At 37.6% G+C, this 13304-nt stretch carries 9 protein-coding genes and 1 pseudogene; 6 read left to right on the top strand and 4 right to left on the bottom strand.

What is annotated here, in order from left to right:
* Positions 1-388: 388 nt before the first annotated feature.
* The 3 genes from PP175_RS29400 (at position 389) to PP175_RS29390 (ending at position 2960) form a co-directional block, all read left to right on the top strand.
* Positions 389-676 carry a WGR domain-containing protein gene (locus PP175_RS29400; protein ID WP_272443802.1) on the top strand — a complete coding sequence of 96 codons (288 nt, stop codon included), beginning with the start codon at positions 389-391 and terminating at the stop codon, positions 674-676.
* Positions 677-799: 123 nt separating this feature from the next.
* Positions 800-2089: a WGR domain-containing protein gene (locus tag PP175_RS29395; protein ID WP_272443801.1), complete on the top strand. Its 1290-nt coding sequence runs from the start codon at positions 800-802 to the stop codon at positions 2087-2089.
* A 73-nt stretch (positions 2090-2162) separates the two neighbouring features.
* On the top strand, positions 2163-2960 hold the full coding sequence (locus PP175_RS29390; protein ID WP_272443800.1) for an ATP-grasp domain-containing protein: 798 nt from the start codon (positions 2163-2165) through the stop codon (positions 2958-2960).
* A 129-nt stretch (positions 2961-3089) separates the two neighbouring features.
* Here the strand turns inward: PP175_RS29390 and PP175_RS29385 are convergent, their stop codons facing one another.
* Positions 3090-3359 (bottom strand): hypothetical protein, encoded by a 270-nt coding sequence (locus tag PP175_RS29385; protein ID WP_272443799.1) that lies wholly within the window; start codon positions 3357-3359, stop codon positions 3090-3092.
* 780 nt (positions 3360-4139) lie between these two features.
* A complete protein-coding gene (locus PP175_RS29380) occupies positions 4140-6140 on the bottom strand; it encodes a methyl-accepting chemotaxis protein (protein WP_272443797.1) in 2001 nt (666 codons plus the stop codon).
* A 353-nt stretch (positions 6141-6493) separates the two neighbouring features.
* Between PP175_RS29380 and PP175_RS29375 the strand changes: the two genes are divergently transcribed.
* Both PP175_RS29375 and PP175_RS29370 read left to right on the top strand, forming a co-directional pair.
* A complete protein-coding gene (locus PP175_RS29375) occupies positions 6494-7903 on the top strand; it encodes an MFS transporter (RefSeq protein WP_272443796.1) in 1410 nt (469 codons plus the stop codon).
* Between the two features lie 69 nt (positions 7904-7972).
* Complete coding sequence (locus tag PP175_RS29370) at positions 7973-9760, top strand: thiamine pyrophosphate-requiring protein (RefSeq protein WP_272443795.1); 1788 nt, start codon at positions 7973-7975, stop codon at positions 9758-9760.
* Between the two features lie 564 nt (positions 9761-10324).
* Here PP175_RS29370 and PP175_RS29365 read toward each other — a convergent pair.
* A pseudogene (locus PP175_RS29365) lies at positions 10325-11387 on the bottom strand (methyl-accepting chemotaxis protein).
* A gap of 32 nt (positions 11388-11419) precedes the next feature.
* Positions 11420-12343, bottom strand: a complete 924-nt coding sequence (locus PP175_RS29360) for a cache domain-containing protein (protein ID WP_272443794.1) — start codon at positions 12341-12343, stop codon at positions 11420-11422.
* A 234-nt stretch (positions 12344-12577) separates the two neighbouring features.
* Between PP175_RS29360 and PP175_RS29355 the strand changes: the two genes are divergently transcribed.
* Complete coding sequence (locus tag PP175_RS29355; RefSeq protein WP_272443793.1) at positions 12578-13291, top strand: ribonuclease H family protein; 714 nt, start codon at positions 12578-12580, stop codon at positions 13289-13291.
* The last annotated feature ends 13 nt before the right edge of the window (positions 13292-13304 follow it).

Here is a 13304-nt window from a genome sequence, read left to right as displayed (position 1 = left end):
AAATTACTATCCTTCCTTATGTATCGTAAAAATTGAAGGACTTATTTACTTGTTTTTTTATTATCTTTAAAGTATTTCTTTCATTTATTATTTCTTTCTTCCTAATCCTCTCCTTACTTTTGTACCTCAATTTCTTAACTGAGCATCCATTTTATCAAGAGTTCTTTTCTTTATCTGTAACCATGGTCACTTCATCATAAAAAATAAGGGCTATCAACTATTAATCTTGACGAAAATGTGAAGAAAATGCGTTTCCTTTTGCCGTTAGCTTTTATGCATTACCTTTTTTTTAAATCTCTTTTATTTGCATAGAATAAAAGAACAATCATAAAAAGGTGGTTTTTTGGACTACATTCACAGGACAAAACCAAAGGGAGCAAAATAAATTATGGTAAAGAAAACAAATTCAGTTTCTAACATGGATTCATTGTTTATGTTTGGACATGAACTGCAGAATGAATCCCTTGTACAGAATGATTCCGAACGATTTTTCAACCTGGAACTTAGTGAAACGATGGGTGAACTTCCCTTTAAGATTTCCATTCATTACGGAAATCGTCAAATGACACATGGAAAACAAACCAAGTCATTTAAGACACTACAGGAGGCTCAGAATGAATTCAATGAACTGATGAATGAACAACTAGAAAAAGGATTTCAGAAAAAAATAGCTTAGTTTTGTTTCAAAAGACTCCCGATTGGGAGTCTTTTTATTCCTCTCTTGATTTGCATATAATCTATAAATTACATGTAAAACAGGAAGTTTTTTAAAACTACATTTCAAAGGGGAAATTTACTTATGGCAAAGGCAGTCGCAATTAATTCGGTGCAGTGTCCAACTTTCAATGTCAGTCGAGTAGCGGAACGAGTGGTACTTAATTATGCTTCCCTACAGGACAACTCAAATAAATTTTATATTGCTGAACTTCAGGAAGGGTCAGGCGTATATCCTTACCGTATCTACACCGAATACGGTCGGATGGGTAAAAATCCACGGAAAGAAGGACGATTCTTTCATTCACGTTGGGAAGCAGATAGTGAATTTCAAGATATTCTTTCATCGAAACAAGCGAAGGGCTATGAAAAAATCGATGTGGACGATGGATTCAGTTTTTCTCCATCTACTTCTGTTAAGGTTACGACAAAGGCTCCAAAACAAAACCTCACCAACATCAATGATAAGGTACTAAAACTAATTGGAAAATTGTATCAAGAAGCTACAGGGTATTTGGTGTCCTCCATCCAAACGCCATTAGGCAAGCTAACCAGCTTCCAAGTTTCAAAAGGACTCGAAATCTTAAACAAGATTGAAGAGCTTTTGGATAAGGGTAGTCATACCAACCTTGATTATTATTCCAATCAATTTTATTCTATCATTCCCGTTATATTTGGTACGAAAGTTGATTATAGGAAGTTCATTATTGACGACTATATAAAACTTAATGATAAGAAAGATTTGTTAGGCGTTATGAGTTCTGTCGTCAAAGTGCAAAATGACCTGGAAAAGACATTAGAGGAGAAATACAAGGCATTAAATATCAAGCTCAAATCGCTTTCTTCTCGAACAAAGGAATACAAACATCTTGTTGAATTCATTAAAAATTCTCAAGGACATAACCACCATTTCAAAATCAATGTACAGGATATTTTTCAAGTAGAAGATATGGTTGGCTTTGATAAATTCAATCCATACAACGTCTCCACTATGGAATTGTTTCATGGTTCCCGAAACGAAAATATTCTAAGCATTATGCAGAATGGGTTAAAAATCAAACCGAAATCTGCCGTTCATACAGGTAGCATGTTTGGCTCTGGAATCTACTTTGCAGACCAATCCAGTAAGAGTGCCAACTACTGTTGGGGATTCAATAACGGTGCTGGCAGTGACTCTTACTACCTATTCGTTTGCGATGTGGCGACAGGTAAAATTAAAGAGTATGAAGATGCTCAACCACATTTAACCACCGCACCTAGACCTTATAATTCAGTTTTAGGTAAAAAAGGACGTTCCTTGATTCATAATGAGTACATTGTGTACAAGGACTCACAAGTTAAGATTAAATACATTGTGGAGTTTAAAAAGGCTTAACTAATAAAAGGGCATTGCTTTAAACGCCCTTTCTTTATATGTTACTCAAATGATATAACAGGAGGAATTAGCAATGAATACATGGGATTATGAAGTCTCTACCTTTTTGACTAATTGGAAGGAAGATTTGATGAAATATTCTATCCCCACTCTCGTTTTTACATTAACGGAAAAAGAGCGGGATGATTTTTCGAGTTTAATCTTTTCAGAAGGCAACTCACAAGTAGAGCAAGAACGATTCGCGTACTTTGTAAATAAGATTGCTCCCGCTTTTCATGTATTCCCTGAAGGCATTTTCTTACGCAATGATAAGCGTTCACCAAAAGACTCCGACGCTTTTTTAAATGGAAAACTTCGTCCAGCCAGGACAGCACAGGAAGCTATCTCCTTTTGCTTATTGAGTGAACGAACATGGGTAGATTTCAGAGATGCAAAGGAACATGGGCATTTACCCATACTGGTAGCTCGTAAATGGATGGATTTTAAACCTGAAAGGGAATTTCGTTGCTTCATAAAAAACGGAAGACTTTTTGCCATTACACAATATGACTATCAGAATCATTATGAATGGGTTACAAACCATGTTGATAGCATCAAAGCACGCATTATCTCATTTATTGAAGAAATAAAGTCGTTACTCCCTTGCGATACATTGGTAGTTGATGTTCATATAAATGACCAGGGCATTACCATTATTGAAACCAATCCATATGGATTAAGCGACCCTTGTCTGTTTGAGGACTATGAACAACTTGAAACTCTGTACCAGGATGAACCTGATTCCATACGTTTTTTGTACAGGCTACCCCTTAAGGTAGAAACCAATCCAGATTTTGATAAAGATGATTTATTTTCCTTGTTAGATTCCTAAACAGTTAAAGCTGACTACCTATCTGGTGTCAGCTTTTTTCATATTCATTATTCGTCTGTTTCAACCCACCCTATTTTTTCTCAAAACCCCCACGCTCGGCTCGTTTCATCCATCGAATCTATTCAATCATCAATCGATAATCTTCAACCGCTTCAACCAATCTATTTGAGCACGAAAAATTGTGTTTTCGTTGTTTTCTAAGGTGCGTTGAACTTGCGCGTATGAAATCACGATACAAAGAGCGTTTCTCTCCTCTATTTTTGCCATCTCCCGTATCCATGATGCATTCACTCTCTTTTTGGGCTTATCAAAGAAGCATTCATAGACCTCTCCATCTTGATTTTCATAAAAATAGCGAACTTCTGGTTCCGTCTCTTTTCTTGTTTTTACGGTATTCATCGTTTACTTTATCTTACCTCTTTCTTCTATTCTTAGTTTACTAACACGTTGGATGGTGGTTGATGATAACTATTTGTTTTAAATGGGGAAAATGAGTTCTTAGAAAGGTTGTATTAAAGTTTGTGAGAGTAAAGGAATAAATATCACCATTTCGGACTTGAACTTCTAAGTGGATAGAATGCTCAGATGGGTCTTTTTCTTCTCAATCCGAATAATGTCCTGAAACGAATACCATGTGGTTTGAAAGAGTTTTTTATCAACTATTCCTTTACTGGTTAAGGCATAGCTAGTGCCTAATAGTTGTGTACCTATGATAAGGAAAGTAATAAGCGAGATTGAAATGTAAAGACGGGCTTTTTTCTCCCATATGAGCAGACCAACAATACAAAAAAGAACAAATACAGTATAGGCAATAAGCACAAATTGGCTATCAAATCCTGTTCCAACTATCTCCCCCTAATCGATATGAGTAAAAAGGCATCAACTTTCTCTCTAGGAATGAGAATGAACAAAGTCAATTAATAAACCAAGATAATGTTGCCGTTTTGAACATAACTACTTCCTTCTTAGTTATCGTTACCAAAAACTATTTACCCCATTTTACCATCTATTTTTGTTTATAGTCAATTTGTTAATATATTGTTCTATAGTAATCATTTACTTTTTTCTTTTTAGCCATGTTTATTATATAAAGCATGTCGGTCAACACAGATGATTAGAAATATAAAGAACAAAAAAAAGACACCCTATAAGGATGTCTTTGACCAATACTGGTTTGCATTAGGCTTTGAAAATCTTAGCTGTTTCGGCAAGTTCATTTGTGAGGTTGTTGATGGTTTCAACCATACCTGATAATTGCTGAGCCATAGCCGCTTGTTCTTCAGAAGTTGCACTTACTTCCTCAACAGAAGCGGATACTTCTTCGGTAGAAGCGGATACGTTTTGAGTATATCCAATAACATCATCTTTACCTTTTTGCATATTGTCCAATTCACCCGCAACCACAGTGATACGATTTACGATTTCCGTTACCCTTGTGATGATGTCATCAAAGGATTCAGATGTTTGAGAAACATAGTGATTTTGGTCTTTAGAGATAGATTGCATGGACTCAATACTTTCAATATTGGCTTTCGAGTAGTTTTGGGTTTCTTTGATGATGCTGTCGATTTCTTTAGCAGATTCCGATGATTTTTCTGCTAATTTACGAATTTCTTCGGCAACTACCGCAAAACCACGCCCTGCGTCGCCTGCTCGTGCAGCTTCAATACTTGCGTTGAGAGCTAATAGATTGGTTTGTTCGGCAATACCACTAATGACTTGGGTAATGTCGCCAATGTTTTGTGATGTTGTTTCCAATGCCTGTGTGATTTCGGACATTTTTTTCATTTCTTCTTCACTTTGCTGATTGATTTTTAACAGGTTATCAATAACCTTTATGTCTTCGTTAAACACTTGGATGATGTCATCTGCATGTTTTTTAACCACTTCTGTTTGCTCATTAATATTGGTGATTTCATCGCCAAGTTGCGTCACTCGCTGTGCTACACCCTCTGCATCCCGTGCTTGTGACTCAACCGCTCTTGCAATTTCAGCCGTAGTCGTTGTTGTTTCCATAATCGATTGAGACGTTTGTTTTGCCGAAGCATCCAATTCGGTCGTACTTTGGTTAAGCACTTCAACAGAACGTTGCATATTGGAAATAACGGTTTTCGTTTTATCAACCATTGTGTTAAAGCTTTCTGCCAGCACTTTGAACTCGTCTTTATAACCTTCATCCATTGAAACATTCAAATCGCCTTCTGACACTTGTTTCATTTTATCTTTCAACCGAGAAAGCGGAATTGTGATGCTTCGTGATAAAAGTACGCCTAATAAAGCGGCAACGATGATACTGATTAACACAACGGCTAGTGTGCTATACAAGAGAGATTGAATGGGACTTTGAACATCTGCATAACTGTCTTCAATCACGACTGCCCAATTTGTACCAGGAACATTTGATATGCTCACAAGAGTTTTGGCACTCCCTGTTCCCCAATCCATTTGCTTAATGTTAATGTTCGTATCATTTGGTACGCTATTTATTCCTTGCATCATTTGAGGACGTTTAGCTTTGGTGTTGATTTTCGTTTTAATTGGGAATGAGAGAATCGTACCATCCCTATCTGCCATTGATACTTGTGATTTCCCAAGCTTAATATGGTCTAAATTGTTAAAGAAATAATCACCAAGTATCGAGTTTGCCATAACCCCGATTACTTCACCTTTATCGTTCTTAATAGGAGCAGAAACAACGATAATTGGTTTTCCACTGGCTCTTGATGTTACCATGTGTCCAACCACGATATTTCCTTGCATGGCTCCTTTGAAATAATCTCTGTCTTTAAAGTTTAATTTTTTAGTCTGTGGGTCGCTGTCCACAACATCATTTCCGTTAGCATCTAATACATAAAAACGTTCATGATTGGTGGTTTTATCAAAACTTTGTTTTAAGTATGTATGTCCCTGTTTTAACAAGTCGTTATTCGATTGGGTTCTTGTATTACTCAACAAATCCGTGATTCTTTTGTTCGTCGCTAGAATACTTGTCAGTTGTTCTTCCCCGACTACAAGGTTTTGCACAATCGTGGAAGTTCGTTCTACATTTGTCGCTAATCCTGACTTAGCCTGATTCATTAAGGCATTCGAACTTGAATTGTAACTGACTACTCCTGACACAGCGAGTGAAGCTGTAACCAGTCCTCCAATATAAAGCGGCAGTTTCCTTTTAATTGACATGATAATGTTTCCTTCTTTCCTATTTGTATGTAGTAAAAACCTGATACTTGTATTATAAATTATTCAAACACTATAGTCAAATATTTTTTACTCATATTCTATATTTAACGGTTTTTCTTGTAATTTAATTTTTACACACCTTGCTACCACTCAAAAAACTTCTTTTTTCACTCGTTTTTTAGCAATGATTTTTTATTATATAAAGGAAGTTTCTTTTTAAATATAAAATAAGCAAAATAAAATCACATATTGTTTATTGACAAAATTTATTACGAAGTTTAATATTGTTTTTAGTCAATTAGTCGTTTATAAATGAATATTGTCGAACGTATAACAAAAAAAGGAGGATGAAAATGACAGACAACAAAAAAGGATTGCAAAGCTATCACAAGATATGGCTTTGGCTAATGCTTGGTTGGACAGTGAGTGCCGCTGACCGTGGCGTGACAGGACCTGTCGTAACATGGATGATTAATCACCATGTGGCGTTTTTCAGCCATGCTTCAAATCCGCACGCTTTAGGAGGACTAATCGGGGGTCTTTTCTTTGCCAGTTTTATGCTGACTCAATTCCCTGGTGGATACATTGGTGACCGCTATGGACACCGCACCACAATTGTATTGAGTCTATTGTGGGCATCACTTGCCACATTGTTTGGTGGGTTGATGTTTACGCTTTTTGGTTTTATTGCTTTACGGGTTATTACAGGCTTGGGTGAAGGAATGTTTTATTCGAATGACCGAGCTGTGATAGCCGAGGTAACACCACCTGAAAAACGTAGTTTTGCTATGGGTTTTGTTATTACAGGTTTAACCTTTGGGGTTACGCTTGCCTATATCGGAACTGCGCTTTTCACGCAGTGGGGTGACAAATTATTCGGGGTAGGAAATGGATGGCAAGCACCTTTTGTCACATTCGGAACCGCAACCCTTCTTGTTTCAATTGGATTACGTCGTTATTTCAAGTCTGAAAACAGAGAGAAAATTGACCTTTTATCGGCTACAAAAGGATGTTTAAAGTTTTTCATTCCTTTATTTATCGCAGTTATGGGCATCTATTATCTTTCTGAACAATTCAAACTAAGCAATCTGACAACCGCTATTATTGAAATTCTTGTGGCTTTTGTCCTTGTAGCGGTCGTTCAAATTAAAAACGGAAGCCAAATAGCTCCTGTTTTGAAAAACAAAAACCTTCTACTTCTTTATATCAGTGCTATTCCATTCTTATGGATTCTATGGTTCTTCAACTTCTGGTCTGGAGACATTATTGCCAAGTCAGGACATGCTTCATTCGTTACATCTGCCCTTCTTTTTGCTCTGTTTAATGCAGGTGCAGGTATCGCAGGTTTCCCTTTAGGCGGATGGTTAGCGGATAAAGCCTATAAATCAGGAATGGGACGTAAAAAGATATACCTAATTTTCATCCCTGTTCAAGCCCTGTTAACCTTCTGGTTCGGCTATTACATCATGCAGGGTGGTCACTCACTCGTTGCCATGAGCCTATTTATCTTTTTCTGTAGTTTAGTTCTAAACCTTCTTCAACCTATTTCACAAGCCATGACAGCCGAACTTGTCGATGAAGAACATCGTGCTTCTGCTTTTGGTATGTGGAATCTCATTGGAGAAATGGGAGCCGTATTATCTCCTGTTATTGGCGGTATGATTGTAGACAAAACAGGACATTGGTATCTCGCTATCTTCTTAGGTGGCATCATTATGCTTGCTTCATTCTTTACGGTAATGTTCGTAAAGGAATCAAAATAACTTCAAAATACAATCAAGTCTATCCACCACAAAATGTGGAGGATAGGCTACATAGGAGGACAAACCATTATGACAACGAATGAAAAAACAAAAGAAGAATTATTAAACGAAGCAACACCGATTTATACAACGGCAGATGCAATGATTGATACACTTGTAGACGCAGGAGTTGACTGCATTTTTGCTAACATTGGTAGTGACCACCCTGCTATCGTAGAGAGTTGGGCAAAAGCCGATGTGCAAGGAAGAACACTCCCTAAAATTATTATCTGCCCACATGAAATGGTTGCCCTCTCAGCCGCTCATGGTTATGCACAAGTAACAGGTCGTCCACAAGCCGTATTTGTTCACGTTGATGTTGGTACACAAAATATGGGCGGAGCGATTCATAATGCAACAAGAGGTAGAATCCCTGTTTTCATCTTCTCTGGAGCATCCCCTGTTACACAGGAAGGTGAATTAAGAGGTGGACGTAATGAGTTCATTCACTACTTACAAGATGTACCTGACCAACGTGCCATTGTTCGTCAATACACCAAGTGGGATTATGATGTTCATACAGGTAAAAACATCCAGAAACTTACGCTACGTGCGATGCAAATTGCACAAAGCGAACCCAAAGGTCCTGTTTATATGATGTCTCCTCGTGAGATGCTGGAAGAAGAAGTTCCACGTATGAAAGTGGACAAAGAGAAGTTTGCCCCTCTTGCCCCTTCTGCGCTTAACGAAGAGAAAGTAAAAGAATTGGCATCCACTCTATCGCAAGCTAAAAATCCACTCATTGTTACAAGCTATCTTGGACGAAATGTGAAAGCTGTAGAGGAATTGGTTAAGCTTGCAGAACAGTTAGCTCTCCCTGTTATGGAGGCGGGTCCTAACTATATGAACTTCCCTGCAAATCATCCGATGCACCTTGGTTATGAAGGTTATTTCGGAGTCAATGAATACCTGAAACAAGCCGATGTGGTACTCGTTATCGACAGCGATATTCCTTGGCTTCCGCTCAATGTTAAACCGAAAGAGGATGCAAAAGTCTTTTGGATTGACGTTGACCCGTTAAAAGATAAAATTCCATTCTGGTATTATGAAGCCGAACAACCGATGCGAGCCGATTCTTATGTCGCCTTAAAGCAACTCAATGACTACCTAGAACAAGTTGTATTTAAACAAACGAAAGAAATCACAGAGCGTTATGGACGCCTCTCTAAAGAGCACGATAGGATACGTGCAGAGTTTGCAGAGAAAGAAAAAATCAAAGTCGCTGATGGATACATCACCCCTCAATTTCTAACTGCAACCCTGCGTGACCTACTTGATGATGATACCATTATCATGAACGAAACCATTTCAAACTACAGTGTGGTATGGAATCATATCCTTCGTGACAAGCCAGGTACATTGTTCGGTAGCGGAGCTAGTTCATTAGGTTGGCATGGCGGAGCTTCCATTGGAGCCAAACTTGCTAATCCTGATAAAACGGTTGTCGCTCTTACAGGTGACGGTTCGTACCTATTCAGTGTTCCAGCATCCGTTCACTTTGTATCCAAAAAATACAATGCACCATTCCTAACGGTTATTTATAACAACAGAGGTTGGCATTCCCCTAAACTTTCTACACTCGGCGTTCATCCTGAAGGCTTGGCTAAACAACAAGACTTGTTCTACGTGAACTTCGGTGATGATATGCAGTTAGAAAAGATTGCTGAAGCGACTGGACAAGCTTATGCCAAACGGGTAGAAAAACCAGAAGAACTTCGTAATGTACTGGAAGAAGCCTTACAAGCCGTTAAAAACGGACGCTCTGCAGTGGTAAACGTAGCAATCAAACCTATCTCGAATCAAAATCTTGGCGAATAACAGATTAAACACCAAAGATACAAGCAATGATTTTTCGTTGCTTGTATTTTTTTTTACCTACTCATACCCACTAAAAAACTTTGTTAGTTGCGAATTGTATCCAGAAAACTACGCTTTTGACGGAGGAAAAAGCCATTGTTAATTTATCCAAACCTACTTTGGATAATACTGCATCGCACTTGGGTATAACAGAAGAATAACCTCTTCATCAATAATCTTCCTTGCCTTATTTAGCAGTTCTGTTCCAATCCCCATTTTCTGATAATCTTATCCACTGGTAAATCGGAAAGGTAGCAACAGTAACTATAGTCAGTTAAAGCATGATATTTGTTAGTCTAACATCTTCTGCTGAAACCGATTGTTCTTTGAATCTAGTAGCCCCCATCATTTCTAACAGATTATCAGCTATTAAGTTTCGGAAAATTTATCTTTAACAAACCTCTTCATTGATTACGCTACATTGTGAACAAGTATGATTTAACCAAGCTAGACACAAAAAAAAACACCCCTATTGTTGATAAGGATGTCTCTTTCAAATTTGGCTTAATCTTAGAAGTTGTACTATTAGGCTTTGAATATTTTTGCTGTTTCGGTCAATTCGTTTGTCAGGTTGTTAATGGTTTCAACCATACCTGACAGTTGTTGAACCATTGCCGATTGTTCTTCCGATGTCGCACTTACTTCTTCAACAGAGGCGGATACCTCTTCGGTAGATGCGGATACGTTTTGAACGTAGCCAATCACATCATCTTTTCCCTTTTTCATGTCTTCCAATTCATCTGCCACTAAGGTGATTCGATTCACGATTTCGGTTACTCGATTGATAATGTCATCGAATGACTTTGATGTTTGCGCTACATATTGGTTTTGGTCATTTGAAATAGCTTGCATGGACTCAATACTGGTAATATTAGCTTTGGAATAGTTTTGCGTTTCTTTGATAATGTTATCTATTTCTTTTACAGATTGAGAGGATTGTTCAGCCAGTTTGCGGATTGAATCAGCGACAACCGCAAAGCCTCGTCCCACTTCGCCCTTCAATACTAGCATTGAGAGCTAATAGATTGGTTTGCTCCGAAATACCGCTAATGACTTTGGTGATATCCCCAATGTTTTGAGAGGTTGTTTCTAACGCTTGGGTTATTTCAGACATTTTTTGCATCTCTTCTGCACTTTGTTGATTGATTTTTAACAGGTTATTAATCACTTTTTTATCTTCGTTAAATACTTGGATGATATCATCAGCATGATGTTTGACCACTTCCGTTTGTTCATTAATGTGGTTAATTTCATCACCCAGTTGTGTAACCCTCTGTGCCACACCTTCTGCATCATGTGCTTGCGATTCAACCGCTTTTGCAATTTCAGCCGTAGTTATGGTGGTTTGCATAATGGACTCTGATGTTTCTTTTGCCGAAGTATCTAATTCAGAGGTACTTTGGTTAAGTACTTCAACGGAACGTTGCATATTGGAAACAACGGTTTTTGTTTTCTCCACCATTGTATTGAAGCTTTCTGCTAGTACCTTAAATTCATCCTTATATGTTTCGTTCATCGTAACTTTTAAGTTTCCTTCTGACATCTCTTTCATCTTTTCCATTAATCGAGATAAAGGACTTGTTACCATTCTAGAAAGATATAAACCTAACAAGGCGGAAATTATAATGCCAAGCACAACAAGCCTAATAACGTTTCTACCATGAGACTTCGAACTGGACTCTGAATATCACTATACTTATCTTCGAGAAAAACAACCCAGTTTGTACCAGGAATATTTGCGAATGTGACAAGGCTCTTATCGCTTCCTGTACCAGCATCTATGGTGGACACATTCACGTTATTGTCGTTAGGTAAGGTTTTCATAGCATCCAAAAGTTCAGTGCGTTGTGACTTTTTGTTGACCCAAGTTTTATCCTGACTATGCCCAAGAATAGTTGAATCCCTATCCATGATATATACTTTTCCATTGGTTCCCACTTTAATCCCTTGGATATTCGACGTGAAGAAATCGGCTAAAATCGAATTGCCAAGCACCCCAACAATCTTACCCTGACTATCCTTAACAGGCACAGCTATGACAATCACGGGTTTACCATTGGTTTTAGAAATGACCATTTTGCCAATAGCTGTTTGCCCTTGTAAAGCCTTACTGAAATAATCTCGGTCTGCAAAGCTTTTCCTCTCATTTTCTGGTAGACTATCCGCAATATCCGTTCCTTTGTTATCTAATACAAAGAAATGGTCATGATTTGTTGTCGTTGCAAAACTATCCTTAAGAAAATTGTTGACGGCTCCTAATAAAACATTGTTACTGGTATAAAATTGTTGGTCATTTGTCTGTTCTTTCATGACAACCAAATCTTGAAGACGCTTATTATTCGCCATAATAGATGCCATTTGTTCTTCGGATTTTTCAAGGTTTCTGATAATGACACTCGTTCGTTCCGTGTTTGTGTGCAATCCATCCTTACTAGCGTTAATAAGAGAATTGGAACTTGTATTATAACTAATAAGTCCCGCTACAACCAAAGATGCGGTGACTAGTCCTCCAATATAAATTGGTAACTTCCTTTTAATCGACATCTTGCTTCTTTCCTTCCTTTTTTAAGAGTAGATATAGGTCTCAATAATTAGTATAACTGTAATAAGTACTATGGTCAAAATTAAGTTAACTTTTGTTTATAGATTTTTTGTTATATACTTACCTTATATTTATCGTTAAATTTTCGTATATTAAATAATAAAACCAATAAACCAGGTCTTGATGTTTCAAGTTGCTATAACAAGGAACAATCATACAGAAGGAGCGAAAAAAGAATGGCAAAAAAGAACTTCTATGCTATTAAAAAAGGATTGAATCCTATCTCTAAGGAAATCGTGGAAAATCTTATTCTAACGACATGGGACGAAGCCAAAAGTTATGTACAAGGGATAAACGAAAAGAAACACGGTGTTACTCCAGATTACAAGGGATTTTTTACCAGGGAAGAAGCGGAATCCTATTTACAAGCGGATGAACCTTTCTTGCGCAAAGCAGATGCAACCTTTCCGATAGATTGCCTGCATTGTTACGTAGATGGTAGTTTTAATTCGGATATTAAAAACTATTCATATGGTCTAGTGTGTGTACTTGGTGGAAAAATTGTTCATACCGATAAGGGTGTTGGCAGAAACAAACAAGCCATTTCCATGCAACAAATAGGCGGTGAGCTTCTCGGTGCGATGAACGCCCTTTTATTTGCCAAGAAAAATGGCTATAAGAAGCTGGTTTTGTTCTTCGATTATAAAGGAGTGTGCCTGCATGCTACTGGCTTTTGGAAACGAGACAACCAGTTTTCCGAAGATTATTACCAGTGGATGCAAAAATTCTTTGAGGAGAATTCCAATATTGAGGTGATTTTTTGTAAAGTGGATGCACATACAGGAGATGATTTCAATGAAATAGCGGATTCTCTCGCAAAGATGGCGTTAGGTATCAAACCAGATGCTATCTTCCATCGTATGGTTGAGAAATATAACCTCTCTATTTAACGAGGAAAGGAAT

This window comes from Aneurinibacillus sp. Ricciae_BoGa-3 (genome assembly GCF_028421645.1).
GTDB lineage: Bacteria > Bacillota > Bacilli > Aneurinibacillales > Aneurinibacillaceae > Aneurinibacillus_B.
The sequence above is the reverse complement of the archived record's forward strand: the minus strand, read 5'-3'. Positions and strand labels throughout refer to the sequence as shown.